Below are 26,236 nucleotides of genomic sequence, written 5' to 3' on the forward strand. Positions count from 1 at the left end.
GATCAGCCCAGCGTGGCCGTGTCGATCACGAAGCGGTAGCGCACGTCGGAGGCCAGGACCCGGGCGTACGCCTCGTTGATCTGGTCCGCCGAGATGACCTCGACGTCGGCGCCGAGGCCGTGCTCGGCGCAGAAGTCGAGCATCTCCTGGGTCAGCGGGATGCCGCCGATCATCGAGCCTGCGAAGTTGCGGCGGTTGGTGAGCAGCGAGAACACGTTGACGCTCAGCGGCTCGGCCGGGGCGCCGACGTTGACCATGGTGCCGTCCACGGCGAGCAGCCCCAGGTAGTCGTCGACCGGGATCGGGGCGCTGACCGTGTTCACGATCAGGTCGAAGCTGTTCTTCAGCGTCTCGAACGTCGCCGGGTCCGAGGTGGCGTAGTAGTGGTCGGCGCCGAGCCGGAGACCGTCCTCCTGCTTCTTCAGCGACTGCGACAGCACCGTGACCTCGGCGCCCATCGCGTGGGCGATCTTGACGCCCATGTGGCCGAGACCGCCGAGCCCGACGACGGCCACCTTCTTGCCGGGGCCGGCGCCCCACCGCTTCAGCGGGGCGTACGTCGTGATGCCCGCGCACAGCAGCGGCGTGGCAGCCGCGGGGTCGAGGCCCTCCGGCACCTTGAGCGCGAAGTGGGCGTCGACGACGACGTGGGTGGAGTAGCCACCCTGGGTGAAGGAGCCGTCACGGTCCTTCGCGGCGTACGTCCCGACAGCGCCGCCGGGGGTCGAGCAGTGCTGCTCATCGCCGTTGCGGCAGTTGTCGCAATCGCGACACGAGTTGACGAAGCAGCCGACGCCGACGCGGTCGCCGACCTTGTGCTCGGTGACCGCGGAGCCGACCTCGGTGACGCGGCCGACGATCTCGTGGCCCGGGACGACCGGGAACGGCTGCGGGCCCCAGTCGCCGTTGACGGTGTGGATGTCGGAGTGGCAGATGCCGGCGTACTCGATCGCGATGAGGACGTCGTTCGCGCCGACCGGGCGGCGCTCGATGGTGGTCGGGGCCAGCGGCTCGCCGGCGGAGGGGGCTGCGTACGCGTTGACGCGCATGGATGTTCTCCTGAGTCTGAGATGGGGGTGGATCAGTGGTTCTCGCGGCTGCGGATCTGGCCGGCCAGCGCGTGTGCCTGCTCGCCGATCTCATCGGCGCGCGCCTCGTCGCCGGCCGCGACGGCTCGCCAGTAGTCGGTCTTGAGGCCGACGTACGCCCGCCGCAGCTCGAGAAACTCGGCCTCCCGGGCGAGGTGCGCGGCGTGCTCGGTGAGCATGTCGATCTGCTCGCGCGCGCCGTCGCGGCCGAGACGGCTGTTGCCGACGTACGTCCTCATGTCGTCGATCGAGAGGCCGATCGCAGCGAGGCAGGCGACGCCGGTCAGGCGGTCCAGGTCGGACTCGTCGTAGACCCGGTGGCCGCTGCTCGCGCCGCGGCTCACCGGCTCGATCAGCCCGATCGTCTCGTAGTAGCGCAGCGTGCTGGCCGGCAGTCCGGTCAGCGTCGCCACCTCCCGGATCGTGTAGGTCCGAGTCGTCGATGCAGTCACGTCAAGGACGCTAAGAACTTCAAGTACTTGAAGTCAAAGGGCAGATTTGTCGATTTGTCTCTCGCCCGCCCGGCGCCCCGATGTGTGACTTCGACCGCGAGATGAAGCGCCGTGCCGGTGTCGTGCGAGACACTGCTGCACCCGGGCGTCCCGGAGCCGGATCGGGTGACTGTGGACGCACGCCTCGACGACGAAAGGCTCGGCAATGTCAGTGGTCGATGTGACCGCTCCTTCGGTGGTTCGGCAAGAACAGCTCTTCGAGCAGATCGCCATCCGTCTCCCTGACGAGGTCGACGGCGATTGGACGATGCTCGTCTTCAACCACCGCAACCTCTCGCGCCTCTTCGACGGTCGTATCGACATCCATCGACCAGGTGGCTACATCGACTACTCCTTGCCTCCGGACGTGGTCGTCCCGTCGATCGACGAGCTCAGGCGGGTCATGTACCGGCCCGGAAGGGGCACCTGGTTCTCGGGGCAATGGACCATCACCAACATCGGCGGCAACGGCGAGAAGATCTCGGCCAACGCCTCGTTCAATCGCGACGACGAGCCCGTGTGGCGCCGCGTCGTGCACTCCGAGCTGTACGCCCTCGACCTCGAAGCCTTTCCGCGCGACGAGGAGAGCATCCCTGACTGGCTCCGTCAGAAGGTCGCCGAGGCACGAAGTGTGTCCTAGAAACACGGTGGGCGGTCCTTCCTCAGGACCAGCGATCTTGCACTTCTGAAGAGCTCGCTCGGAGCCGTCGAAAAAAGGTCAGAACTTCCGCTTGACCTTGACCCAGCGTCAACCCTCGACGCTATTCGACATGAACCCGACACCAGCAATCGAGATCGCCGGACTGACCAAGTCCTACGGCGACGTACATGTCCTCCAGGGCGTCGACCTGAGCGTCGAGAAGGGCAGCATCTTCGCCCTCCTCGGCTCCAACGGCGCCGGCAAGACCACGACCGTGAAGATCCTGACGACGCTCCTCAAGGCGGACGGCGGCCAGGCGACGGTCAACGGCTTCGACGTCGCGACCCAGGCCCAGGACGTACGCACGTCCATCAGCCTCACCGGCCAGTTCGCCGCCGTCGACGAGATCCTGACCGGCCGCGAGAACCTCATCCTGATCGCCAAGCTGCTCCGCCAGAAGAACCCGGGGGCGGTCGCCGACGAGCTCCTCGCCCGGTTCTCGCTCACCGAGGCCGGCAACCGCAAGGTCGCGACGTACTCCGGTGGTATGCGCCGCCGGATCGACATCGCGATGAGCCTCATCGGCAACCCGCCGGTGATCTTCCTCGACGAGCCGACCACCGGCCTCGACCCGGAGGCCCGGATCGAGGTGTGGCAGACCGTCAAGGAGCTCGCCGACAACGGCACGACGGTGCTGCTCACCACGCAGTACCTCGAGGAGGCCGAGCAGCTCGCCGACCGGATCGCGATCCTCCACGAGGGCCGCATCATCGCCAACGGCACCCTCGCCGAGCTCAAGGCGATGTTCCCGCCAGCCAAGCAGGAGTACGTCGAGAAGCAGCCGTCGCTCGAGGAGATCTTCCTCGCCATCACCGCCAAGTCCAACGGCAAGACCGCCACCCCCGTGAAGGAGTCATGATGACCACGCGATTCTTCGGCGACACCGCCGTCCTGCTCGGCCGTTCCCTGCGACACATCGGCCGCAGCCCCGACACCATCGTCACCACCGCGATCACGCCGATCGCCATGATGCTCATGTTCGTGTACGTCTTCGGCGGCGCGATCGACACCGGCTCCCACGAGAGCTACGTCAGCTATCAGCTACCGGGCATCCTGTTGATCACGATCGCCTCCGGCATCGCCTACACCGCCTACCGTCTCTTCCAGGACAAGAACGGCGGCATGTTCGACCGGTTCCAGTCGATGCCGATCGCTCGGTCGGCGGTGCTGTGGGGTCACGTGCTGACCTCGGTGGTCGCAAACATGATCTCGCTGGTCGTGGTGGTACTCGTCGCCCTGCTGATGGGCTTCCGCACCAGTGCGAGCGTGCTCGACTGGCTCGCCGTGGTCGGCATCCTGGCCCTGTTCACCCTCGCGCTGACCTGGCTCGCGGTGGTCCCGGGACTGACGGCCGGCACGGTCGAGGGAGCCAGCGCGTTCTCCTACCCGCTGATCTTCCTGCCCTTCCTCAGCTCGGCGTTCGTGCCGACCGACACGATGCCCGGGCCGGTGCGAGCCTTCGCCGAGCACCAGCCGGTCACCTCGATCGTCGACTCCATCCGGGCGATCTTCGCCGGTCAGAAGCTCGGCAACGAGCTGTGGATCGCACTGGCCTGGTGCGTCGGCCTCCTGGCCGTCGCGTACGTCCTGGCCACCGCGGCCTACCGCCGCAAGTTCGCCTAAACCGCGAGACAAAGGACGGTGTTCCCGTCACTATTCGGGAATGCTCACGATCAGCCAGCTGGCGTCGTACGCCGGTGTCACCGTCAGGGCCGTGCGCCACTACCACGCCAAAGGGCTGCTGGTGGAGCCAGAGCGCGACCACTCGGGATACCGACGCTACGACGCCGCTGCTGTGGTCGACCTGATCAAGATCCGCATCCTCGCCGACGCCGGCGTCCCGCTCTCCCGTGTCAAGGAGCTGCTGGACGCCGGCGACGACGATTTCAAGAAGGCCGTCGCCGAGATCGACAAGCGCCTCCGGCAGGAGATCCGCGAGCGCCAGGGCCACCGCGAGCGGATCGCCCGCCTCGTTCACGGTGACGGCCTCGCCCTCCCGCCCGAGGCGGTCGCCTATCTGGAGCGGATGCGGGAGCTCGGCATCCCGGAGCGGATGATCCAGGGCGAGCGCGACGCCTGGATCCTCGTCGCCGCCCAGCAGCCGCAGAGCATGGAGGCCTTCATCCGCAACAAGGTCGGCCAGCTCGACGACCCCTCGGTCGTGGAGACCTACCGCGAGCTGGAGGCCATGCTCGACTGGGAGCCCGGCGACCCCCGTCTCGAGACCATCGCCGACCAGATCGTCGCCCAGATGAACGCGGTCTCCGACGAGGACTGGGCCGCCTACGTCGACGGCGACCAGGCCATGCCCGACGAGCTCGCCTCCCTGCTCGACTCGATGTTCGTCGAGCAGGTCCCCGTCGCCCGCGACCTCATGCGGCTGGTCGAGAAGCGCGGCTACTCCGGCTGGACCAAGCTCGAGCGGATCCGGGACTAGAAGACGTACGCCCCGGGGTGCTCCGGCGGCTCAGGCGCCGGCGATCGCGAGGAGGTCGCGGACCGGTCCCGCGGGAGGGCGACCGCCACCGACCCATACGGCTCGGAACTCCCGGGACAGGTCCAGCTCTGCCACCGGCACCCGGACCAGGGTGCCCTGGTCGACGTCGGCCTGGGTCGCCCGGCTCGACACGAATGCCGGCGACCCGCCCGCGCGGACGGCGGCGAGGATCGCGGCGTTCGTCGCGAACTCCACCTCGGGATCCGCCAGCCGCTCGCCGGCGGCTGCGAGCGCGGACTCCACGACCGCCCGTGTGCCGGAGCCGTGCTCGCGACAGGTCAGCGGGCGGGTCGCGAGCTCGCGCGCGCTGATCCCGGCGCGGCGTCGGGCCCAGCGGTCGTCGGGCGCCGCGACCAGCACGAGGTCGTCCACGCCGACCTTCGTGGTGGAGAGTCCCGCGGTGTCGACCGGGCCTTCGACGAAGCCAAGGTCCGCCTCGCCCTGCCGCACGGCGGTGACGACGTCCTCGGAGTTCGCGGCGCGAAGGCTCACCGCCACCCGTCGCTGCTGCCGGAGACGTACGAGCCAGCGGGGGAGCAGATACTCCGCCGTCGTCATGGATGCGTGCACGTGCAGCTCGTCGGAGCGCCCGCTTCACAGCGTCTGCAGCGCGGTCTCGATCTCGTCGGCGCGCTCGAGCAGGTCGACGCTCCACTCGACCAGCAGCTTCCCCGCCTGGGTCAACGCCGATCCGCGCCGCGCCCGCTGCACCAGCACCAGCCCGACCTGGGTCTCCATCGCCCGCAGCCGCTCCGAAGCGGACTGCTGCGATATCCCTGCCGCCCGGCCCGCGGCGCCGATGCTGCCCAGCCGAGCGACGTCGGCGAGCAGCCGGAGGGACGGGAGATCGGGCAACATGGTCACAGGGTATCCCTGTGAGCCCACAGCCAACTGGGTTCTACCGGCGGCCGGCGCCCGCGCCGAGCATGGAGACATGAGGCTCCCCTACGGTCCGAACTGGTACGCAGCCACGATGGGCACCGGCATCGTCGCCGTCGTTCTGCCCGGTCTTCCCTTCGCGGTGCCGGGGGCGGTGCCGGTCGCGCTGGCGTTCTGGCTGGCGGCGAGCCTTCTCCTGGCTGCCACGGTGGCGGTGATGCTGCACGGCGTCCGGCAGGACGGCTCGCTGCTGCGCCGTCACTACGACGACCCGGTGTTGTCCCACTTCTACGGAGCTCCGGCGATGGCGCTGATGACGGTCGGGGCCGGCGCGGTCGTGGTCGGGCAGGACGTACTCGGTGCCCGTGCGGCGGTCGGGCTGGGCGCGGTCCTGTGGGCGGCGGGCACGCTCCTCGGCCTGTGGACCGCGATCGCCGTGCCCTACCGGGCGATCACTCGCCACGAGGTCGCCGACGACAGCGCCACCGGCGGGTGGCTGATGCCGGTCGTTCCGCCCATGGTCTCGGCGACGACCGGCGCCGCTCTCGTGCCGTACCTCCCGGCCGGGCAGCCCCGCGAGACCCTTCTCCTCGTCTGCTACGCCTTCGTCGGGCTGACCGTGATCGCCGGCTTCCTCGTGCTCAACCAGCTCTGGCAGCGGCTGATCCGTCACGGGGCATTGACCCCGGCGACGTTGCCGACCGTGTGGATCGTGCTCGGTTTCCTCGGTCAGTCGACGACGGCGGTCCATCACCTCGGCGTGCTCGCGCCCTCGGTGGTGCCCGGCTACGGGCACGCCCTCAGCATGCTCGCGGTCTGCTACGGCGTGCCGGTGTGGGGTTTCACCGTGCTGTGGAGCGCGCTCGCGCTCGCGCTGACGGTGCGCCAGGTTCGCGACGGGCTGCCGGTGACGGCGACCTGGTGGTCGTTCACGTTCCCGGTCCGGACCGTCGCCACGGGCAGCAGTGCCCTCGCCTCCGCGACCGGTCTCGCGCTCTTCGAGATCGGAGCCGGGATCGCGACCCTCGGACTGTTGCTGGGGTGGCTCGCCGCTGCGTACGGGACCCTGCGGCTCTTCACAGATCAACCGGTATTGCAACCAGAAGGTTGCAGGATGCTGGTTGAAGTGCAACACTGAGGTTGCACTTCAACCTATCCGAGGAGGACCCATGGTTCACACCGCCGAAGAGCTCGCCGAGCTCGACAGCATCAGCCGTCAGATCGACATCGAGGCCAGCGCCGACAAGGTCTGGTCCCTGATCACCCGCCCGGGGTGGTACGTCAACGACGGCACCGTTCTCGACGACTCGGACACCCGCGTCGAGACCGCCGCCGACGGCACCGAGATCGCCGTCGTCACCCACCCCACGATGGGCGAGTTCCGATTCCGCACGGTCGAGCTCGACGAGCCGCGCTACGCCGCGTTCCGCTGGCTCGGCACCCCCTTCCGCGACGTCTCCGAGGGCACCCTGGTGGAGTTCTGGATCAAGGACAACTCCGCCGGAGGCGTGACGCTCGAGGTCCTGGAGAGCGGCTTCTCCACCCTGTCCGACGACCCCGCCGTGTGGCTCAAGGAGCGCGAGGGCAACGACAACGGCTGGGCCATGGAGCTCGAGGTCGCCAAGGCGTACGCCGAGGCGCGCGCGTGACCACGACCCCCACGCTCCCCGAGATGTGCGCGGCCCTGGGCGACCAGACCCGCTGGGACATCCTCACCCGGCTGGGGCAGGAGACGATGTCCGCCTCCGCCCTGGCCCGGGTGCTCCCGGTCAGCCGCCAGGCGATCGTCAAGCACCTCGACGTGCTCTCCGAGGCCGGCCTCGTCACCGCCGAGCGCCGCGGTCGCGAGATCGTCTACGCCGCCCTCGGCTCCCGCCTCAACGCCCTCGCCCACGAGCTCGACCGCATCGGCAACGCCTGGGACACCAGGCTCCGCGCCCTCAAGTCCCTCGCCGAGGCGACGGACGACGGACGCCGTTGAGGCAGACGACAATGGCGGCATACCGATGTTCGCCAGCTCCAAGAAGCCGGAACGCCGAGTTCACTTGTGCACGAACGTGAACTCCAGATCGAGGGATCCCGTTTCCTTGGGGCCGGCATAGACCAAGAAGTACGACCGCCTGGAGTAGAACGAATCGCCGGCCCAGATCTGGTCCCAGGAGTTGGCACGCCATTCCGCGCCTGGCGTGTTGCTCCAGGGATCGCCTCGGCCTGTCATGAAGGCTGTGGCATTCGGGAAGGTCGAGCTGGTGGCACTCATGTCGAGTCGACCGGACAAGGATTCGGCGTCGTAGTCCACGACCATGACCTGCCCGGGCTGGGTCGCCGTCACTGCGACCTCATGAACGTCTGTTGTCATGCCCCACTGGTCGACCGTGGAACTCGTCAGCGTAGGTGTAACCGGCGAGACCGCGTTGAATCGGATACTTCCTGTCGCGCTGCAGGGGGTTACTCGCAGAACGGAGTCACCAGCTGTAGCGGTGTGGAACACGCTGGGAAGCTGTCTCCCCCGGATCATCCAGTCGATCGGGTCGGTGCTGCTGCGGACACCGGCATCCCCGGTGCAGAACTCGCCAGCATTGTCGAGAACCTCGAGCGAAAGCAGTTGGCCTGCGCTGACGGGCACCTTGATGTCAACCGGTCGCGCAGGGGCGGGCCCGCGATCGAACGACGTGACGCCCTCCGACGTTGCGTCGACAGCCAACGGCGTCGAGGCGTAGAAATCGACGTTCACTGCAGGGGGCGTTTCGCCGGCCGTAGGCGTCTGAAACACCAGTAGCGAATATGTTCCGGACCTTGTTGAGCCGACGGATGTATCGGAGACGGTTCTGTCGTCCGGGTCGATGAGCGTCTGGTTCAGGTGCGCATCGCCGGTATGCGTGACGTGTATCTCCGCTCCACTAGGGGCGTCCACTGTCACGATCCCCAACCGCCCTGGGACATCGAGATTGATCGAGGCGGGAGAGCCATCCAGAATCATGGCCCCCGTCCTGGTGGACAGCACCCGCTCGTTGGGTCGTGTGAACCTGGCACTGGCATTCGGGGCGAACCGGAGGGTGTAGGTCCCGGTCTCTTCGAGGCGCCAGACGCGCTGGTAGTAGCCCAAATGCCACTGAGCGATGCTGTTGCCTGTCGGATCGAGCAGCATCTCCGTCGAGCGCCTCGGGGACTGCGACGTGAATTCGGAGATCGTCGAGCCCGCAGTGCCATCGAACCGCAGGTCGACGACCTGACCAGGCAACTGATTGGCCAGATCGATCGCCGGTGCATCGATCGCGGAGTCGATCACGAGCGGGGTGCTGAGGGTGATGTCTACCGATTCAGCGTCCGAGAAGCCCGCGGTGGTCAACGTGATGATGTAGTCGCCCGTGAGCGGAGCGACCCGCGTCGTTCCGTGGTCGGACGGACCCAAGGTGGGCACCGTGTTCCCAGAAGGGTCGGTGACGCTCTCCTTCACCACGTACCAGCTGTAGTACGTGAACGTCTGACCCTTCTCGAGCGCGACGACCAGTTGCCGCTGTGTCGCCCGGCTCGGAAACACCACAGGTGTGGTGGTGTTGAGCTCGACGCGGGCGGAGCTGCCTTCAGCAACCTGGAATGGTGCCGACGTGGCGGCTCTCCGGAGACCGTCGCTCGGCGCGTAGACGCGGTAGGAGAAGGACATGTTCGGTTGGAACGTCATCGCGAATGTGCCGTCTGCGGCGACGGCGGATCCTGTGTCGACGAACTGCCATCCGTCGGAATAGAGCACCTGCAGGCGCACCCACCCGTCGGAAGGCAGACCCGTGGAGTCCCCGCGCAGCGACGCGTTGCCGGTGTGAGGAACGAGTGCGGCGAAGGCAGTGATCGTCGGCGTCCAGTGTCCATCGACGACGAACGAGCTGCTCGCCTTCGCGAGCCGGGACCCCGAGGCAGGAGCCACGTAGCGGAACCGCTGCCCGTGGCGGCTGGAGAAACGGTCGCGCCAGGTCTGGTCGGACGCGATACGTACGCGCCCGTGCAGTGCCCAGGTGCCGTCGGAGCGCTGCAGTTCGCGGCGCAGCTCGAAGCCTGCGCTCAACCGTGTCGTCCGACCGTTGGTGCTGGTCGTGACGGCACCGGTGGAGTAGTCGACGACCCGATGCTTCACGGTGCCCAGGGTGACTCCAGGACGCCAGGTCACCTTGATGGTCTTGGTCGCGGAGACCCTGCCCGGCTGGCCCAGCTGCGCCGGCTTCACGACCCGGTACTTCTGGTAGCCGCGCGGAGGAGTGGTGGCGAAGCGGTAGCGCCGGGTGTCCACCAGCTTGCGGGACGAGACGAGCGCCCAGCTCCCGTCGGTGCGCTGGCGCTGAAGGCGTACGACGCTGCCCAGGCGTGCGTCGATCGCTCTGCCGGTGAAGGTGACGGTGGATCCCTCGGGAACGGTCGAGGCCGAGGCATAGATGGTGACCGACAAGGCGGCGTGCGCCGGCGGGCTCACCAGCACCAAGCCGGTCAGAACTCCCGCCAGGACGAGCACGGACGAGGCCAAGCGACGCATTCTGTCTCCCGATGATGAAGGCACCCACATGCTGAACATGCCCCCATTGGGAGCCCCCGAGTAATCGGATTGGACCACGGGCCGATTCGGGTGGCAACCGGCGTGCAAAGGAAAACGCCAGATCTAGGCACCCCACCCGATCGCGAGCTCGACCGCCCGCCGCCACCGAGCGAACTCCGCATCCCGAGTGGTGGCGGACATCGCCGGTCGCCACTCGGCCGCCCGCCGCCAGTGCCGTCGCAGGACCTGCCGATCGGGCCAGTAACCGGCCCCGAGCCCGGCCGCGTAGGCGGCACCGCGGGAGACCGTCTCGGCCACCATGGGACGTACGACGGGGATGTCGAGGAAGTCGGCGATGGTCTGCATGAGGAGGTTGTCGGCGGTCATGCCGCCGTCGACGGCCAACCTCGTCAGCGGCGCCGCGGCGTCGGCGTTCATCGCGTCGATGACCTCGCGGGTCTGCCAGGCGGTGGCCTCGAGGACGGCGCGGCACAGGTGCGCCTTGGTGACGTACGACGTCAGCCCGACGATCACGCCGCGGGCATCGGGCTCCCAGTGCGGTGCGTACAGGCCGGTGAACGCCGGGACGACGTAGCAGCCGCCGTTGTCGGCGACGGTCAGCGCCTGGGTCTCGATCTCCGCGGCCGAGCGGATCAGCCCGAGGCTGTCGCGGAACCACTGCACGAGCGAGCCGGCGACGGCGATCGAGCCCTCCAGCGCATAGGCGGCAGGCTCGCCCTCCATCGCATGCGCGACCGTGGTGATCAGGCCGTGCTGCGAGCGCACCGGCGATGTGCCGGTGTTGAGGAGCAGGAACCCGCCGGTGCCGAAGGTGCACTTCGCGTCGCCGCGGTCGAACCCGGCCTGCCCGAACAGCGAGGCCTGCTGGTCGCCGATCACCGCCGTCAGCGGGATCCCCGCGATCGGCGCGACCGTGGTCCCGAAGGAGGAGACGGTCGGCCGGATCTCGGGGAGCATCGCCCGTGGTACCCGCATCGCCGCCAGCAGCTCCGGATCCCAGTCGAGCGTGTGGAGGTTCATCAGCATCGTACGGCTGGCGTTGGTCACATCGGTGACATGAACCCCGCCGACAGTGCCGTTGGCTGGCCCGCCGGTCAGGTTCCAGACCAGCCACGAGTCCATCGTTCCGAAGAGCAGGTCCCCGCGCTCCGCCCGCTCCCGCAACGCCGGAGAGGAGTCGAGCAGCCAGCGGACCTTCGGCCCCGAGAAGTACGTCACCAATGGCAGCCCGCTCCGAGCCTGGATCTCCGCTTCGGGCATGTCGGCGGCGACGGCGGGCAGCACGGCGGACGACCGCGTGTCCTGCCACACGATGGCGTTGTGGACCGGCCGACCGGTGTGCCGGTCCCACACCACCGTGGTCTCGCGCTGGTTGGTGATCCCGAGCCCGACGACCTGGTCCACAGAAGCACCCGCATCCGCGAGCGCCTCCGGCACGACCCGGCGGACGATGTCCCAGATCTCCAGCGGATCGTGCTCGACCCAGCCCGCGCGCGGATAGTGCTGATGGTGCTCCCGCTGCGCCAGCGAGACCATCCGGCCCTCGCGGTCGAAAAGCATGCACCGGGTCGAGGTCGTGCCCTGGTCCAGCGCGGCCACATACCGCGGAAGACTCATGCCGGCGCCTCGGATGCAGACCGAGGTAACTCGGTGTGGTCACGCCTACTTCGCGGAACTCCACGAAGTAGGTGGCAGCTCACCGAGCTACCTCGGTGAGCATTCACCGCGCACCTCATGCCGCCCGGCCGTGACCGAGCGCCCGCGAGATCGACCGGGAGACCCCGACGACCTCCTCGACGAGATCCGAGCGAAGCAGTCCACGCGCATCGCACAGTCGCACCACCGGGCCCGCGATGCCGACCGCCGCGACGACATAGCCTCCACGGTCACGCACCGGCGCCGCGATCCCGGCGAGCTCCGGGCGCGCCTCGGAGACCGCCGAGGCCCACCCGATGTCGCGCGCGTCCGCCAGCGCCCGCAGCAGCGCCGACCGGTCGGTGATCGTCCGGAAGGTCAGCCGGTCCAGCGGCTGTCCGACGACGCTGCGGGCGGCGCCGGGATCGAAGGCGACCAGCACCTTCCCGAGGGCGGTGGCGTGCAGCGGGAGCGACCGGCCGGTGTCCATCACCTGCACGCCGGGCCCCGCCCGGAAGACGTGGTGCGCCACCACCGCGGCCCCGTCGCGGTAGGCCGCGATCCGCGCCTCCTCGCCCGTACGCGCCGCCAGCGTGTCCACCCAGTTGAGCGTCTCCGAGCGCAGCTCGTTGAGATCCAGCGTCACGGACCCGAGGTGGAGGAGCCCGGAACCCAGCAGATAGCGCCCGGTGGCCGGGTCCTGGTCGACGAAGCCCGCCCCCGCCAACGTACGCAGCAACCCGTGCGCCGTCGGCTTGGCCAGCCCCACCGCAGCCGCCAGCTCACCGAGAGCCATCGGCTCACTCTCGGCGGAGAGCACGCGTAGCAGCGCAGCCGCCCGCTCGACGGATTGCACGGTCCGAGACATTGGGTAAAAGCGTAGGGGCCGAACAAATCCCGGGCACTGGGTTCCAAGATCCAGGGCCGACCGGGTGCCACCCGGTGAAACACGGCAGCGTTCGGCGATGCCGAACGCACCCCGTTGTGACGGGCGTCACGCCTCCCTACGGTGCACAGGTCCGCCAACCCCACACGGCAGGAGCAGCGCATGACAAACAGAAAGCTCATCGGGGAGCTCAGCGCCGAGTTCGCCGGGACGATGATCCTGATCCTCTTCGGAGTCGGTGTGGTCGCGCAGGTCGTGACCGGCGACGGCGGCCTGGGTGACCACGACTCGATCGCCTGGGCCTGGGGGATCGGGGTGATGCTGGGCATCTACACCGCGGGGCGGATCAGTGGCGCCCACCTCAACCCGGCCGTCAGCCTCGCCATGGCCGTGTTCAGCGACTTCGAGTGGCGCAAGGTGCTGCCCTACAGCATCGCGCAGATCCTGGGCGCCTTCGTCGGCGCGACGATCGTCCGCGCGGCGTACGGAGATGCGATCGCCAGCGTCGACCCCGGCCACACCCACGCCACCCAGGGCATCTTCTCGACGCTCCCCGGCAACGGTGACGCCGCGCTCGGCATCACTCTCACCACCGCCTTCGCCGACCAGGTGATCGGCACCGCGATCCTGCTGTTCCTGATCATGGCGATCACCGACGCCCGCAACTCGGCCCCGATCACCTGGTTCGCTCCCGTCGCGATCGCGTTCGTGATCGTCGGGATCGGCATGGCCTGGGGCGCCAACGCCGGCTACGCCATCAACCCCGCCCGCGACTTCGGGCCGCGGCTGGCCTCCTTCGTCACCGGCTACGACGGAGCCTGGGTGACCGCCGCCGGCGACCTCTACTTCTGGATCCCGATCGTCGCCCCGCTCGTCGGTGGACTCATCGGTGCCGGAGCGTACAAGGTGTTGATCGCACGATTCTTGCCCGCCGAGGAGGAGGCTGAGGAGACCAGCGACCTGCCCGCCGCCGCCTGACCACCGATCGCCCGCCCGACACCCCTGGACACAGCGAGAACCCGAAAGGACCGACATGCCCGACTACGTCGCAGCCGTCGACCAAGGCACCACCAGCACCCGTTGCATGATCTTCGACCACGGCGGCAACGAGGTGGCCCGCCACCAGCTCGAGCACGAGCAGATCATGCCGCAGGCGGGCTGGGTGGAGCACAACCCGGTGGAGATCTGGGAGCGCACCAGCTCGGTCATCCAGACCGCGCTCGGCCGCAAGGGACTCACGGACAAGGACATCGCCGCGCTCGGCATCACCAACCAGCGCGAGACCACGGTCGTGTGGAACAGGAAGACCGGCCGGCCCTACTACAACGCGATCGTCTGGCAGGACACCCGCACCGACCGGATCGCCTCCGCCCTCGACCGGGACGAGCGCGGCGACATCATCCGTCGCAAGGCCGGCCTCCCGCCGGCGACCTACTTCGCCGGCGGCAAGATCCAGTGGATCCTGGAGAACGTCGACGGCGTCCGCGAGGCCGCGGAGAGCGGTGACGCCATCTTCGGCACCACCGACAGCTGGGTCGTCTGGAACCTGACCGGCGGACCCAACGGCGGCGTGCACGTCACCGACGTCACCAACGCCAGCCGCACCATGCTGATGAACCTGGAGACGCTCGACTGGGACGACGAGCTGCTCGGCTTCTTCGACATCCCGCGCCAGATGCTCCCCGAGATCCGGCCCTCCTCCGAGCCGAAGGCCTACGGCACCACGCTCGCGAACGGACCCCTCAAGGGCGAGATCCCGATCACCGGCATCCTCGGCGACCAGCAGGCCGCCATGGTCGGCCAGGTCTGCCTGGACGCCGGCGAGGCCAAGAACACCTACGGCACCGGCAACTTCCTCCTCCTCAACACCGGCCAAGAGCTCGTACGCTCCGAGAACGGCCTCCTCACCACGGTCTGCTACCAGTTCGGCGACCAGCCACCGACGTACGCCCTGGAGGGCTCGATCGCCGTCACCGGCTCCGCGGTCCAGTGGCTGCGCGACCAGCTGCGGGTGATCAGCAACGCCGCCCAGTCCGAGACGCTCGCCAAGGAGGTCGAGGACAACGGCGGGGTCTACTTCGTCCCGGCCTTCTCCGGTCTCTTCGCGCCTTACTGGCGCTCGGACGCCCGCGGTGTGATCGTCGGCCTGTCCCGCTTCAACACCAGCGGCCACATCGCCCGGGCGACCCTGGAGTCGATCTGCTACCAGAGCCGCGATGTCGCCGACGCGATGGAGAAGGACTCCGGCGTACGCCTCGAGGTCCTCAAGGTCGACGGCGGCGTCACCGTCAACGAGCTGTGCATGCAGATCCAGGCCGACGTGCTGGGTGTCGAGGTCAGCCGTCCGGTGGTCGCCGAGACGACCGCGCTCGGAGCCGCCTACGCGGCCGGGCTCGCCGTCGGGTTCTGGAAGGACACCGACGAGCTGCGCCAGAACTGGAACGAGTCCAAGCGCTGGAAGCCGGCCTGGACCGAGGAGCAGCGCGAGGCCGGGTACGCCGGTTGGCGCAAGGCCGTGGACCGCACGCTGAACTGGGTAGACGTCGACTGACGGCTCACCCTGGCTGCGTCGTTCAAAACGCCCTGTTTGGGGTATGTGCGGGGCACCCGGTCGGACGTACGTTGCGAATGGGCCCGGCCGGGGCCCGGACCTGCCTCGACCGGTCCGTTGGCACACCGACGACCGAGGAGGCAGCAATGTTCATCCAGATGATTCAGGCGCCCTGTACGCGCCAGGACGAGGCCCACCAGCTGCTCGACGAGTGGCGCCGTGACCTGGCGCCGGGCGCGACCGGGTGGCTCGGCGGCACCTACGGGTTCACCGACGACAACCAGTTCATCGGCGTGGTCCGGTTCGAGTCCCGTGACGCGGCGATGGCCAACTCCGACCGCCCCGAGCAGGGAGAGTGGGCGGCGAAGATGACCGAGGTCATGGACGGACCGATGGAGTTCCACGACTGCGACGACGTCACGCTGCTGTTCGACGGTGGCTCCGACGACGCCGGGTTCGTGCAGATCATCCGCGGCCGCGTCGACGACCCCAGCCGGCTCAAGGCGATGATGGCCGACACCACCCAGCTGCACGAGGCACGTCCTGACATCCTCGGCGGCACCCTCGCGATCGAGGCGGACGGCAGCTTCATCGAGACCGTCGCCTTCACCAGCGAGGACGAGGCGCGCGAGCGCGAGAAGGTCGAGCCCCCGGAAGACGTACGCCGCGAGCTCGACTACGCGATGAAGGGTGCGACCTTCTACGACCTGCACCGTCCCTGGTTCGAGAGCGCCTGAAGGAGGCCGTGATGCTCAACGACAGCAGGGTGATGGCGAACATCCCGGCCGCCGACCTCGAGCGGGCGCGACGCTTCTACGCGGACAAGCTCGGGCTCGAGCCGTCCGACGAGGACCCCGGCGGGTTGATCTACACGACGTCCGGTGGGACGTCCTTCCACCTCTACGAGACCGACCAGGCGGGCAAGGCCGGGCACACGATCGCCCAGTTCCACGTGGCGGATGTCCGCAAGGAGGTCGATGACCTCGGAGCCAAGGGCATCAGCTTCGAGCACTACGACATGCCGGGCGTCACCTGGGACGGAGACGTCGCCGGCATGGGCCAGGCCGGGCACGCGGCCTGGTTCAAGGACAGCGAGGACAACATCCTCTGCATCGACGACATGGTGCCTGCCTGAGGCACCTGAAGGGGAGCGGTAGGTCCCGGCTCAGCCGGGACCCTCGCCCGCAGCCACGTGCTGGGCCAGGTACTGCTGGAGACCCACGCGGTCGATCGCGTCGAGCTGCGACTCGAACCAGTCCGCGTGCTTCTCCTCGTCGCGGACCATCTCCTCGAAGACGGCAGCGGTGCCGTGGTCCCCGAGCTGGTGGCACTCGTCGCCGCCGGCATTGAACTGCGCCACCGCGGCCCGCTCGCTCTCCAGGGCGAGCGTGAGCATCTCCTGGGCCGTCTCGCCGACCTGGATCGCGTTGAGCCGCTGCACGTTCGGGTGGCCGTCGAACATCAGGATCCGGTTGATCAGGTCGTCCGCGTCGCGCATCTCGTCGATGGAGAGGTCGTAGAACACCTTCCCGAGCTTCGGCAGGCCCCAGTTGTCGAGCATCCGGGCATGCAGGAAGTAGGTGTTGGTGACGGTGAGCTCGAACGTGAGTGCCTCGTTGAGGAGCTCGACGACGCGTGGATCGACTGGCTGCATGACGCACCTCCGGTAACGGGATCTGTCCCGATACTCGCACGGCACCCCGGGAGTGAGGACAGACTCAGTTTGCGACCGGTTGCGTGCGTCAGCTGGCAGCGCCGTCGGCCGCCAGGTGCGAGCACTCCTGCACGAGGTGCTGCGTGACCAGCTTCTTCACCGAGAAGATGCACGAGCCGCAGTCCTGAGCGGCGCCCGTGGAGCGGCAGATCGCGCTGACCGTACGGGCTCCGTCGGCCAGCGCGGCGTCGACGTCACGGTCGGTGACGACTCGGCACTGGCAGACGATCATGAGATTAGGTTAGCCGACCCTAAGCGCGGTGACGAGAGGAGGGCTCAGTTCTTACCTTTCTTGCCACTCGGTCGACCCCGCGCGCAGATTCACATTCTCCCGGTATGGTCCAGGTCACATCACGCTCCCGGCCCTCGGAGGATCTCTTGCGCATCGCAGTCATCGGCACCGGCTTCGGCGGCCTGGCCGCCACGATCGAGCTCAAGAAGCGTGGTCACGACGACATCGTCGTGTTCGAGAAGGCCGGCGACGTCGGTGGCGTCTGGCGGGAGAACACCTATCCGGGAGCCGCCTGCGACGTACCTTCCAGCCTCTACTCCTTCTCCTTCGAGCCCAACCCGCACTGGCCCCACAAGTTCTCCCGTCAGCCGGCGATCCTCGACTACATCCACCAGGTCGTCGACAAATACGACGTACGCCGCCACATCCGGTTCCACACCGCGGTGACCGCCGCCCGCTGGGACGACGAGGCGAAGACGTGGCAGCTCGACCTCAGCACGGGGGAGAGCGAGACGGTCGACCTGTTCGTACCCGCCGTCGGCCAGCTCTCCCGGCCCTCGATCCCGAGCATCCCCGGCGCGGACACCTTCCGCGGTGACGCCTTCCACTCGGCCGAGTGGAACCACGACCTGAGCCTCGTCGGCAAGCGGGTCGCGGTGATCGGCACCGGCGCCAGCGCGATCCAGTTCGTCCCCGAGGTGCGGAAGGACGCGGCGAAGGTGCTCCTCTTCCAGCGCTCGGCGCCCTACATCGTCCCACGCAAGGACTTCGAGCGCACGGACCCCGCCCGGCGCCTCCCGCAGCTGCTCGACCGCGCCAAGATCTGGACCCAGGCCGAGTGGCTGACCACGACCTTCCACATCAAGCCGCTCTCCGCGGTGATGCGCACCTGGTCCAAGCGACACATGAAGGCGCAGACCGCGGCGAAGCCGGGGCTCTTCGAGAAGGTCTGGCCCGACTACCCGTTCGGCTGCAAGCGCGTCCTCTTCGCCGACGACTACCTGCCGGCCCTCGCCCAGCCCGACGTCGACGTGATCACCGAGAACATCACCGAGATCACCCCGGCCGGCGTCACGACCGCCGACGGCCGGCACCACGAGGTCGACGTGATCATCTGGGGCACCGGCTTCAAGGCCACCGACTTCCTCGCCCCGATGACCATCGCCGGCACCCAGGGCCGCGACCTGCACACCCACTGGAAGGACGGCGCCCACGCCTACCACGGCATGACCGTGCCCGGGTTCCCCAACCTGCTGATCATGTACGGCCCGAACACCAACACGGGCGGCGGCTCGATCATCTACTTCCTGGAGACCCAGGCCCGCTACCTTGGCCGCTACGCCGACCACATCGCCGAGGCCGGCCCGCTCGAGGTCCGGGCGGAGGTCGAGGAGGCCTTCGACGCCCGGATCCAGGACCAGCTGGCCGACAGCGTCTGGAGCAAGTGCACCTCCTGGTATCGGGAGAAGAACGGCCGCATCACCACCAACTGGCCCGGCATCTCGGCCCGCTACCGACGCAGCGCCAGCTACCGGAAAGCCGACTACACGCCCGCGTGAGAACCGTCCTGATGGGTCTTTGTGCCCGATCTGTTCCTTCCCATATGCGTGTGGTAGGCCACATACTCGAAGAGATGACTACCTCAACCCCCCGGCGGCGACACTTCGCCGCGAGTCCGTTCAAGACTGATCCCGAGCCGGTCATTGAGCAGTTCGAGTCCGGAGACCTCGTCTCCCACGACTCATTCGGCCTGGGTCGGGTCGTCAACAAGGAAACGGCCGCAGTCACTGTCGACTTCGGTCCCCAGCTGGTTCGCATTCCCAGCCCCTTCCCCAAGCTTGCCAAGCTCTGACCTCGGTCTGAGCTGACAAGAGATCGCCCTCCCCGAGCACTGCTCGAGGAGGGCGATCTCTGTGTCCGAGGCCTACTTCCTCTTCACCGGATAGGCCGCGTCGACCTCCACCTCGACGAGCCAGCCGTCCACCGGCAGGTTCTCGATCTCGAGTGCGAACCGCGACGGCCGCGCCGGGTTGGTCACCATCGGATCGGCGGGCGGAGCGGTTCCGAGCGGCACCGGGACGACCTCGCCGGTCGAGACCGACGTGTTCGCGAAGAACTGCCGATAGGCCCGGTTCCAGCCCGCGAAGTCCATCTTCGCCTCGCCCGCGGGGTTCTGCAGGAAGACGCGCATCGTGATCACGTCCTCGTAGGAGAGGCCGGCCGCCGCGAGGTTCTCCCCGATCCGGCGCAGCACGTTGATCCCCTGTGCCTCGGTGATCGTGACACCCGGTGGCAGCTGGCCACCGGGGAACACCTCGGTATCGATGTAGGCCTGCTCGCCGGTCGCTCCGGTGTTCAACCGTGACGGTCCGAGCCCGCTGGTCTTGTAGATCGCGGCCTCCGGTCCGATCGCGACCCCGTTGGCGATCGACGGGTTGTCCTGACCTGCGGGCAGCACCGAGATCGTCTCCCCGCCACGGGGCGGGAACGGTGACCACTTGCTTCCGGCGACCGCAGCCGTCGGAGCGACCAGAGCCGCGGTCAACCCGACCACGGCCACCACCTTCGTACGCGGCGACATCATGCCGTCACCCGCGCGTGCAGCTTCTCGACGGCTGCCCGGGCGGCCGTGATCGCGCCGTGCTGCCAGGCGACCGCGTGACTGAGGTGGTCGCCGGCGAAGTACGTGTTGCCGGTGGCGTCCAACAGCCGCGTGTAGAGCGGATCGGTGTCCGCCGTCGTCGAGTAGGCCCAGGCCCCCTCCGAGAACTTCGCCGACTTCCAGTCCTGGCTGTAGGAGGCCGTGATGCCCTCGCCGTAGACGTCCCCGAAGATCTGCTTGCCCATGTCCACCGCGCGGGAGAGCCGCTGGGCCGGGGTCAGGGCGCCGTAGGTGTCCGCCGCGCTCCCGGTGTTGTAGTAGCCGATCATCGTGCCCTTGTCGCCGTTGAACCCGTACGACGGGTGCCACATGTTGCGCAGGTCGAGGCGGGTGTTGGTGATGCCGCCGTAGATCCGGAAGTCCTCCTCCCACCAGCGCCGGTCGTACTCGATCCCGATCTTGCCCGCGTTCGACGGCCCGAAGGACTTCAGGCTCGCGGTGACGTCGGCGCCGAGGTTGTGCGGGATCTTGGCGGCGATCTGCGGCGGCATGCAGTTGATCGCGAAGTCCGCCTCGAGGACCTCGGTCCGCCCGCGTGCCTTGTAGGCGACGGAGACACCGGTCGAGGTGTTCTTCCACTCGACGACCTCGGCCCCGTAGCGGATGTTGCGGGCCCCGATGGCCTTGGCGAAGGCCTTCGGGATCGCGTCCATGCCGCCGACCGGCTGATACATCATCATCGCCTGGTCGTAGCCGAACTCGAAGGAGAAGTACTGTCCCAGCCCGGCGGCGAGGACCGCGCTCATCGCGTGGGGCGCCACCTCGGTGCCGGACTCCTGGCCGGCACCCGGCTCGACGGTGTAGCCCGCGCGGCTGGAGCCGGTGTAGGCGTACCCCTCCGCCTTGGTGCCGAGGTCGCCGAAGCTCCTCAGGAACGCGATCAGCGCCTCCTTGTCGGCTGCGGTCAGCTCCTCGTCCAGGGCGCCCTTGTCGGTCGCCTTCGCGAGCAGCTCGGAGACATAGCCGTACGTGTCCGCCTTGGCGTGGCGCATCTGGACAGCGCCGATGCCGTGGTCGCCCGGGTAGTAGAGCAGGGCGTTGGCGTTCTGGTTGGTGAACGCCTCGATCGGGACGCCCAGCTCCTTGCAGTAGTCGAGGGTGATGTGGCTCTGTGGCAGCCGCCCGGGCCCGGCGTTCATGTACTCGCCCTGGGAGAACCCGGCGACCTGGGTGACCCCCTTCAGATCCGTGACGCGGGTGCCGCCACGTACGGTGAAGTTGCGGCCACCCGGCCGGTCGCGTCCCTCGAGGACGGTGACCCGGTAGCCGCCCTTGAGCAGCTCGTACGCAGCGGTCAGCCCGGCGATGCCGCCGCCGAGGATCACGACCGACTTGCTGCCGGCCCGGGCAAGGTCCGCGGGCTTGGGAGGAGTGAACTCGGGCGTCTCCGCGGCGTGGGCGGAGGTGAGCCCGAGAGCACCCATGCTGTGCAACATGACGCCTGCTCCGCCGGCGAGGCCGACGTTGCGCAGGAAGTTCCGACGTGACTGAGTCATGCGGGGTTCCAATCTGTTGGGGGCACCCCGCAAGGTAAAGAGGGTTTGTTGCACCGCCATTGCGCCTGTGTCTCGCTAGAACACGTGTTCCCCAACTCGCGAGTAGCTCTAGGATCGGCACCGTGACCGTCACCATCCGCGATGCAGTGCCCGCCGACGTACCCGAGATCCTCCGCCTCGTCCACGCCCTGGCCGTCTACGAGAAGGAGCCCGACGCGGTCGAGGCGACGGAGGCCGACTTCGCGGCGGCCCTCTTCCCCGAGTCGGGCACCGCGACCACCCACGGTCTGATCGCGGAGAAGGACGGCACGGTCATCGGCATGGCGGTCTGGTACGTCACCTTCTCCACCTGGACCGGCCGCAACGGCATCTGGCTCGAGGACCTCTTCGTCGACCCGGAGCACCGCGGCGCCGGCGCCGGCAAGGCCCTGCTCGTACGCCTCGCCGAGATCTGCGTCGAGAACGACTGGCGCCGCCTGGAGTGGTGGGTGCTCAAGTGGAACGAGCCCTCGATCGCCTTCTACCGCTCGCTCGGCTCGGTCCCGCAGGACGAGTGGGAGGTCCACCGCATCGACGGCGCCGAGCTGAAGGAGCTCGGCGCCGCCGGCGGCCTCTGACCTCAGGCCTCGTACGCAGCGGCGAACCGCCGCGCCCACTCCCCGAAGCCGTGGGCCGACCTGCCCAGGACCTCCTCGACGTGCGGGCTGACCGCCCGCTCGGCGTCGGTCGGGTGCCCGAGGATCGCGAGCGTCCCCTCGGCGACAGCCGGTGGCATGAACGCAGCCATCCGGTGCAACGCCGCTTCCGGGGTCAGCTCGACGAACTCCACCGCCCGCCCGGTCGCCGCCGCGATCTCCGCGACCTGTTCGCGAGGCGTGATCGCGACCGGCCCGGTGATCTCGTACGTCCTCCCCGCATGACCGTCCTCGATCAGTGCCGCCGCGGCGACCTCGGCGATGTCGAGCGGGTCGACCACGGGGAGCGCCACGTCACCGAACGGCGCATGGACGGCATTCAGCTCCTTGACCATCGGCACCCAGGCGAGCGCGTTGCTCGCGAAGCCGCCCGGTCGCAGGATCGTCCACTCCATCGCCGAGCCCCGCACCGCCTCCTCGAGCTCGACGAGTGGCGCGTGCGACGGCGCTCCCGTCCGCGTGCCGACGGCCTGCGAGGACTGCAGCACGACCCGGCGTACGCCTGCCGCCTCCGCGTGCTTCATCAGGGCCGGGCCGTCGACGTGAGCGCCGGCGCCGCTGACCAGCAGGAAGAGCGCATCGGCCCCTGCCAGGGCGGGGGCCAGGGTCGCGACGTCGGAGAGGTCGGCCACCGCGGGGGTGACTCCAGTCCGTGCCGGCAGCGGCGCCGACGTCCCGCGCGAGACGGCCGTGACGGTGTGCCCGGCCTCGGTGAGCAGCTCGACGAGCGGCCGCCCGACGTTTCCGGTCGCTCCGGTGATGACGATCATCGTGGTCTCCAATCAGGTGCGGATCTGCGTTCGCACTGACGTTAGATCCCTCGATACAGTGGGTTCCCCAAGGTAAGTATTGGAGCGACATGACCTGGCACCCGAGCACCGACGAGCCGGTGGAGGCATGCCCGATCGCGCCGGCGGTCGAGCTGATCTTCAGCCGGTGGACCACGCCGATCCTGTGGGCCCTGCACGAATACGGCACTCAGCGCTTCGTGGAGCTGGAGCGCCGCCTGGGCACGATCTCGTCGAAGGTGCTGACCCAGCGCCTGCGCCAGCTCGAGCGCGACGGCCTCGTGGAGCGCCGCTACCACGCCGAGGTCCCGCCCCGGGTGGAGTACGACATCACCGACCTGGGTCGCAGCCTCCAGCCGGTCTTCGCCGCCGTCGGCACCTGGTCGGAGGCGAACATGCCCGCCGTGGAGACCGCACGACAGGCCTACACCGGTCCGTTACCCCGCTGAGGCCGGCTGCGGCGCAGCCCCTGGTCCGGCCAGCACCTCGACGTCGTCGGCGTGCATGGGCTCGCCGCAGTGCGAGCACCGCAGATCGACGCGGCCGATCTCGCCGCACGCGTGATGCCGGTAGAGGACGGGCGGCCCGGTCTCGCCCGCGAGCCACTTGTCGCCCCACCCGGCCATCACCATCAGCACGTCGACCAGCTCGCGCCCCTTCTCGGTCAGGACGTACTCATGGCGCGGCCGGTTGTCGTACGCCCGCCTCTCGAGCACCCCGCGCTCGACCAGGTGCCCCAGCCGCTCGGTGAGCACCTTCCGAGAGATGCCGAGATCCGCCTGGATCTGGTCGAAGCGGTTCATGCCCACCCAGATGTCGCGCAGCACGAGAGGCGACCACGGCTCTCCGATCACATCGAGCGTCCGCGCGATCGAGCAGGCCATGTCGCCGAAGTTCGTACGTTGCATGGCCCGAATCTACCAGTTGGGGTTCCTTCAAGGAACTCTGAGTGCTACGGTCGCAGGGTCTCCTCAGGAAACCCTGGCTCGAGGAGCACACCATCCACTGACCACGACAGCTGGGAGAAGTCCGATGATCGACCCCGACGTACGTCCCTTCCTCGAGGCCACCAACCTCGCCCACGTCGCCACGATCGGACCCGACGGTGCCCCGCGCACCTCCCCGGTCTGGATCGGCACCCATGGAGACCAGATCGTCTTCCTCACCGGCAACCGCGGCCGCAAGTACCGAGATCTCCACAGCGACCCGCGCATAGCGCTCTCCCTCGCCCCGGCGGAGAACGACTACATGCCGGTGATCCTCCGCGGGCGCGTCGTCGGCTGGGTCGAGGACGAGAGCCGCTGGGAGATCATCGACGAGCTCGCCACCCGCTACACCGGCTCTCCCTATCCCCGGGAGGTAGACGAGTACGGCGACCGTGCGATCGCCCTGATCGACCTCGACTACCAGCACATCGGCGTCGGCTGACCCGCCCTTCGGTCACCGTTCCCCGACGACGGTTGCCACCAATCCCTCGACCTCGTCCGTACGCAGCGGAGCCGGCGTCATCAGCCGCCGGTAGAACACCGCTCCTGCCAGCGCCTCCGCCGCCCGCTCCGGATCCCCGACATCCTGTCCCGACTCCTTCAGCCGGGCGAGTGCATCGACCAGCCGCGTACGCCGCTGCGCGCTGTAACGGTGATGCAGCTCCCGCAGTCCAGGGTCGCGCTCGGCGCCGTCGAGCACCGCGGGAAGACAGTCGGACATCAGGGACGACTGCATGGCGGAGGCGAGGTGGCTGACGATGGCGACGACGTCGGCCCGCGGGTCCTGGCCACCGGCCTCGGGGCGCGGCTGCACATTGAGTGTCTCCATCGCGGCCGCGATCAGGCTGAGCCGATCGTGGCCGAGCCGGTAGATGGTGCTTCGCGCTACGCCGGCGCGGGTCGCCACGCCGTCGATGCTGAATCCGCCGTATCCCCGCTCGGCGAGCTCGGCGAGCGCCGCTTCGAGCACTCTTTCGCGGCTGCGCACCACTCGAGGGTCCGTTCGCCCTTGACGTGAAGCCATGTCAGGAGCCTACTATGCAACAGTAGTGTTGCAGAAAGGAGAGACAGATGATTCCCGGATTCCGCTACATCGTCGACGACATCCCTGCGGCGGTCGCCTTCTATCGCGAGCTCGGCTTCGAGGACGTCGGGCCCAGAGCCGGCGGCTTCGCGATGCTCGAGGGGCACGGCCTGAGACTGATGCTGAACAGCCCAGGTGCCGGCGGCGCCGGACAGGCAGCCGACGACGGGACGGTGCCCAGCCCTGGTGGCTGGAGCCGTATCCAGCTCGAGGTGGCCGACGTGGACGAGGAGCTCCGACGCCTGAGTGAGGCCGGAGCTCAGGTCCGCACCAGCCGCATCGACGGCCGGGGCGGTTCCCAGGCCGTGGTCGAGGACCCGGCCGGCAACGCCGTCGAGCTCTTCGCGCCCGCCTGACCAAGAGGTGGCGGGGCCTCGCGGCCGTGTGGGCAATCGGCCACGGGGCCTTGTCCCGGGGGTCTAGAGTGGGCGCCAGAACATCGCACGAAAAAAGTTGCCCTGGCGATTTGAAACGGCGTCAGGGTGTGTGTAGTGTTCTCCGAGTCGCCAGGGTGCGGCGGGAAGCAAGCGCGAGTCTTCGGGCGGGCTTCCGGCCCCGGAGCGGCCACATCCACTCTTCGAGCATCGCTCGAGCCAGGGTGTTCTAGATGTTGATCTTCGAATCGACGACAGAACCTCAGCCGGATCTGGTTCAACCAGATCAGCGCGGTCATGAGTGGGTAGGTTGAAGCGATAAACACCCGGGTTTCCCGAATTGGTGTTTAGAGCGAAGGCCACTAAAGTCCTCCAGGACTGAGGCGGATAAAGCTTCGAACTTTCAGCGAAAAGGCGCGAAACGCGCCGAATTGCGAAAGCGAGAAAGACTCCGCTAAAGTCGGGAAAGACAAAGCAGAGAAACAGCTGCTGATCTGGCGGAAAGCGCGAATAGCGCCGAGTTGGAGAAGCGAGAGTGGCTCTGATAAAGTCTGCGAGGCAGAACCGGCCAGAAGGTCTGGAGCTGGCAAGGAAAGCGCGGAAGGCGCCGAATTGCTGAAGCGAAAGAGAGCCTGGTAGGGTTCAGCACGAAGAACAAAGCAAGACATAAAGCGAATAAAGCAGTCACCGGACTGGCTGGGACGAGAGTCTGAGATCTACCGGTGTGCGTGTGATTCTTGAGAACTCAACAGTGTGTCATAGTCGACGAATTAGTTTGTTATGCCCCGTCGACCAGGTCCTCTTAGTGGGGATGTTGGTTGATGGTTTCTTTGACAATTGATTCTGGCAATTATCCAGTCTTTCGGGATTGGAACATGTCAGTGTCTCCTGTCAGGGCATCTCTTTTTCCAGGCATCGTGAGATGTTCTGGTGTT

30 protein-coding genes and 1 pseudogene are annotated in these 26,236 nt (G+C 68.1%); 17 read left to right on the forward strand and 14 right to left on the reverse strand.

All coding sequences use genetic code 11. The features are described 5' to 3' along the window. Positions 1-2 precede the first annotated feature (2 nt). Together OG984_RS21240 and OG984_RS21245 are read right to left on the reverse strand one after the other, a co-directional pair. The gene (locus OG984_RS21240; protein ID WP_328528174.1) at positions 3-1,049 is read right to left on the reverse strand and encodes an NAD(P)-dependent alcohol dehydrogenase; all 1,047 of its coding nucleotides are present in this window, start codon (positions 1,047-1,049) and stop codon (positions 3-5) included. 32 nt (positions 1,050-1,081) lie between these two features. Beyond that, positions 1,082-1,540 carry a MerR family transcriptional regulator gene (locus tag OG984_RS21245; RefSeq protein ID WP_045549241.1) on the reverse strand — a complete coding sequence of 153 codons (459 nt, stop codon included), beginning with the start codon at positions 1,538-1,540 and terminating at the stop codon, positions 1,082-1,084. Positions 1,541-1,745: 205 nt separating this feature from the next. On the opposite strand from OG984_RS21245, the gene OG984_RS21250 reads away from it, so the two are divergent. The 4 genes from OG984_RS21250 (at position 1,746) to OG984_RS21265 (ending at position 4,716) form a co-directional block, all read left to right on the forward strand. Further along, a complete protein-coding gene (locus OG984_RS21250; RefSeq protein ID WP_328528175.1) occupies positions 1,746-2,219 on the forward strand; it encodes an agglutinin cell wall attachment protein in 474 nt (157 codons plus the stop codon). Positions 2,220-2,349: 130 nt separating this feature from the next. Next, positions 2,350-3,138, forward strand: coding sequence for an ABC transporter ATP-binding protein (locus tag OG984_RS21255; protein WP_328528176.1), 789 nt, complete (start codon positions 2,350-2,352; stop codon positions 3,136-3,138). Next, the gene (locus OG984_RS21260; RefSeq protein ID WP_328528177.1) at positions 3,138-3,902 is read left to right on the forward strand and encodes an ABC transporter permease; all 765 of its coding nucleotides are present in this window, start codon (positions 3,138-3,140) and stop codon (positions 3,900-3,902) included. Before OG984_RS21255 ends, OG984_RS21260 begins: the two co-directional genes overlap by 1 nt. A 40-nt stretch (positions 3,903-3,942) precedes the next feature. Next, positions 3,943-4,716, forward strand: coding sequence for a MerR family transcriptional regulator (locus OG984_RS21265; protein ID WP_328528178.1), 774 nt, complete (start codon positions 3,943-3,945; stop codon positions 4,714-4,716). 30 nt (positions 4,717-4,746) lie between these two features. Here OG984_RS21265 and OG984_RS21270 read toward each other — a convergent pair. Both OG984_RS21270 and OG984_RS21275 read right to left on the reverse strand, forming a co-directional pair. Further along, positions 4,747-5,355 (reverse strand): annotated as a pseudogene (locus tag OG984_RS21270) (LysR substrate-binding domain-containing protein); the annotation flags it as partial. Positions 5,356-5,370: 15 nt separating this feature from the next. Then, positions 5,371-5,634: a LysR family transcriptional regulator gene (locus OG984_RS21275; RefSeq protein ID WP_328528179.1), complete on the reverse strand. Its 264-nt coding sequence runs from the start codon at positions 5,632-5,634 to the stop codon at positions 5,371-5,373. A 76-nt stretch (positions 5,635-5,710) separates the two neighbouring features. On the opposite strand from OG984_RS21275, the gene OG984_RS21280 reads away from it, so the two are divergent. The 3 genes from OG984_RS21280 to OG984_RS21290 are packed head-to-tail and all read left to right on the forward strand — an operon-like array spanning position 5,711 to position 7,636. After that, on the forward strand, positions 5,711-6,793 hold the full coding sequence (locus OG984_RS21280; RefSeq protein WP_328528180.1) for a TDT family transporter: 1,083 nt from the start codon (positions 5,711-5,713) through the stop codon (positions 6,791-6,793). Between the two features lie 31 nt (positions 6,794-6,824). Beyond that, a complete protein-coding gene (locus OG984_RS21285) occupies positions 6,825-7,304 on the forward strand; it encodes an ATPase (protein WP_328528181.1) in 480 nt (159 codons plus the stop codon). Continuing rightward, positions 7,301-7,636 carry an ArsR/SmtB family transcription factor gene (locus OG984_RS21290; protein WP_328528182.1) on the forward strand — a complete coding sequence of 112 codons (336 nt, stop codon included), beginning with the start codon at positions 7,301-7,303 and terminating at the stop codon, positions 7,634-7,636. Before OG984_RS21285 ends, OG984_RS21290 begins: the two co-directional genes overlap by 4 nt. A gap of 60 nt (positions 7,637-7,696) precedes the next feature. On the opposite strand, the gene OG984_RS21295 is transcribed toward OG984_RS21290, so the two are convergent. The 3 genes from OG984_RS21295 to OG984_RS21305 all read right to left on the reverse strand — a co-directional run bounded on the left by OG984_RS21295 (position 7,697) and on the right by OG984_RS21305 (position 12,701). After that, positions 7,697-10,168, reverse strand: coding sequence for a hypothetical protein (locus OG984_RS21295; RefSeq protein ID WP_328528183.1), 2,472 nt, complete (start codon positions 10,166-10,168; stop codon positions 7,697-7,699). 132 nt (positions 10,169-10,300) lie between these two features. Next, a complete protein-coding gene (gene glpK / locus OG984_RS21300) occupies positions 10,301-11,815 on the reverse strand; it encodes a glycerol kinase GlpK (protein ID WP_328528184.1) in 1,515 nt (504 codons plus the stop codon). 115 nt (positions 11,816-11,930) lie between these two features. Next, entirely contained in the window at positions 11,931-12,701 is a 771-nt protein-coding gene (locus OG984_RS21305) for an IclR family transcriptional regulator (RefSeq protein WP_328528185.1), read from the reverse strand. A gap of 180 nt (positions 12,702-12,881) precedes the next feature. Here OG984_RS21305 and OG984_RS21310 point away from each other — a divergent pair, with 180 nt between their 5' ends. The 4 genes from OG984_RS21310 to OG984_RS21325 all read left to right on the forward strand — a co-directional run bounded on the left by OG984_RS21310 (position 12,882) and on the right by OG984_RS21325 (position 16,405). Continuing rightward, on the forward strand, positions 12,882-13,697 hold the full coding sequence (locus OG984_RS21310; RefSeq protein ID WP_328528186.1) for an MIP/aquaporin family protein: 816 nt from the start codon (positions 12,882-12,884) through the stop codon (positions 13,695-13,697). 55 nt (positions 13,698-13,752) lie between these two features. Next, a complete protein-coding gene (gene glpK, locus OG984_RS21315) occupies positions 13,753-15,270 on the forward strand; it encodes a glycerol kinase GlpK (RefSeq protein ID WP_328528187.1) in 1,518 nt (505 codons plus the stop codon). Between the two features lie 146 nt (positions 15,271-15,416). After that, complete coding sequence (locus OG984_RS21320; protein WP_328528188.1) at positions 15,417-16,007, forward strand: hypothetical protein; 591 nt, start codon at positions 15,417-15,419, stop codon at positions 16,005-16,007. Between the two features lie 11 nt (positions 16,008-16,018). Next, a complete protein-coding gene (locus OG984_RS21325) occupies positions 16,019-16,405 on the forward strand; it encodes a VOC family protein (RefSeq protein WP_328528189.1) in 387 nt (128 codons plus the stop codon). 30 nt (positions 16,406-16,435) lie between these two features. On the opposite strand, the gene bfr is transcribed toward OG984_RS21325, so the two are convergent. Both bfr and OG984_RS21335 read right to left on the reverse strand, forming a co-directional pair. Continuing rightward, a complete protein-coding gene (bfr, locus tag OG984_RS21330) occupies positions 16,436-16,924 on the reverse strand; it encodes a bacterioferritin (RefSeq protein ID WP_008355323.1) in 489 nt (162 codons plus the stop codon). A gap of 88 nt (positions 16,925-17,012) precedes the next feature. Continuing rightward, a complete protein-coding gene (locus OG984_RS21335; RefSeq protein ID WP_328528190.1) occupies positions 17,013-17,216 on the reverse strand; it encodes a (2Fe-2S)-binding protein in 204 nt (67 codons plus the stop codon). Between the two features lie 146 nt (positions 17,217-17,362). Here OG984_RS21335 and OG984_RS21340 point away from each other — a divergent pair, with 146 nt between their 5' ends. Further along, positions 17,363-18,775, forward strand: a complete 1,413-nt coding sequence (locus OG984_RS21340) for a flavin-containing monooxygenase (protein ID WP_328528191.1) — start codon at positions 17,363-17,365, stop codon at positions 18,773-18,775. Positions 18,776-18,849: 74 nt separating this feature from the next. Then, positions 18,850-19,068: a hypothetical protein gene (locus tag OG984_RS21345; protein WP_040754833.1), complete on the forward strand. Its 219-nt coding sequence runs from the start codon at positions 18,850-18,852 to the stop codon at positions 19,066-19,068. Positions 19,069-19,140: 72 nt separating this feature from the next. Here OG984_RS21345 and OG984_RS21350 read toward each other — a convergent pair whose 3' ends face one another. Together OG984_RS21350 and OG984_RS21355 are read right to left on the reverse strand one after the other, a co-directional pair. Continuing rightward, entirely contained in the window at positions 19,141-19,770 is a 630-nt protein-coding gene (locus OG984_RS21350; protein WP_328528192.1) for a Rid family hydrolase, read from the reverse strand. Positions 19,771-19,796: 26 nt separating this feature from the next. Then, positions 19,797-21,374, reverse strand: coding sequence for a flavin monoamine oxidase family protein (locus tag OG984_RS21355; RefSeq protein WP_328528193.1), 1,578 nt, complete (start codon positions 21,372-21,374; stop codon positions 19,797-19,799). Between the two features lie 122 nt (positions 21,375-21,496). On the opposite strand from OG984_RS21355, the gene OG984_RS21360 reads away from it, so the two are divergent. Next, positions 21,497-21,991 carry a GNAT family N-acetyltransferase gene (locus OG984_RS21360; protein ID WP_328528194.1) on the forward strand — a complete coding sequence of 165 codons (495 nt, stop codon included), beginning with the start codon at positions 21,497-21,499 and terminating at the stop codon, positions 21,989-21,991. 2 nt (positions 21,992-21,993) lie between these two features. Here OG984_RS21360 and OG984_RS21365 read toward each other — a convergent pair whose 3' ends face one another. Next, positions 21,994-22,839: an SDR family oxidoreductase gene (locus OG984_RS21365; RefSeq protein WP_328528195.1), complete on the reverse strand. Its 846-nt coding sequence runs from the start codon at positions 22,837-22,839 to the stop codon at positions 21,994-21,996. Positions 22,840-22,928: 89 nt separating this feature from the next. Here OG984_RS21365 and OG984_RS21370 point away from each other — a divergent pair, with 89 nt between their 5' ends. Further along, positions 22,929-23,306: a winged helix-turn-helix transcriptional regulator gene (locus OG984_RS21370; RefSeq protein ID WP_328528196.1), complete on the forward strand. Its 378-nt coding sequence runs from the start codon at positions 22,929-22,931 to the stop codon at positions 23,304-23,306. Here OG984_RS21370 and OG984_RS21375 read toward each other — a convergent pair. After that, on the reverse strand, positions 23,295-23,765 hold the full coding sequence (locus OG984_RS21375) for a winged helix-turn-helix transcriptional regulator (RefSeq protein ID WP_328528197.1): 471 nt from the start codon (positions 23,763-23,765) through the stop codon (positions 23,295-23,297). The genes OG984_RS21370 and OG984_RS21375 overlap by 12 nt on opposite strands. A 124-nt stretch (positions 23,766-23,889) precedes the next feature. Here OG984_RS21375 and OG984_RS21380 point away from each other — a divergent pair, with 124 nt between their 5' ends. Continuing rightward, on the forward strand, positions 23,890-24,285 hold the full coding sequence (locus tag OG984_RS21380) for a pyridoxamine 5'-phosphate oxidase family protein (protein WP_328528198.1): 396 nt from the start codon (positions 23,890-23,892) through the stop codon (positions 24,283-24,285). A gap of 12 nt (positions 24,286-24,297) precedes the next feature. Here the strand turns inward: OG984_RS21380 and OG984_RS21385 are convergent, their stop codons facing one another. Continuing rightward, on the reverse strand, positions 24,298-24,831 hold the full coding sequence (locus OG984_RS21385; RefSeq protein ID WP_328528199.1) for a TetR-like C-terminal domain-containing protein: 534 nt from the start codon (positions 24,829-24,831) through the stop codon (positions 24,298-24,300). An 83-nt stretch (positions 24,832-24,914) separates the two neighbouring features. Here OG984_RS21385 and OG984_RS21390 point away from each other — a divergent pair, with 83 nt between their 5' ends. Further along, positions 24,915-25,283 (forward strand): VOC family protein, encoded by a 369-nt coding sequence (locus OG984_RS21390; protein WP_328528200.1) that lies wholly within the window; start codon positions 24,915-24,917, stop codon positions 25,281-25,283. Positions 25,284-26,236 lie beyond the last annotated feature (953 nt).

Origin of the sequence: Nocardioides sp. NBC_00368 (assembly GCF_036090055.1) — a bacterium.
Taxonomy (GTDB): domain Bacteria; phylum Actinomycetota; class Actinomycetes; order Propionibacteriales; family Nocardioidaceae; genus Nocardioides.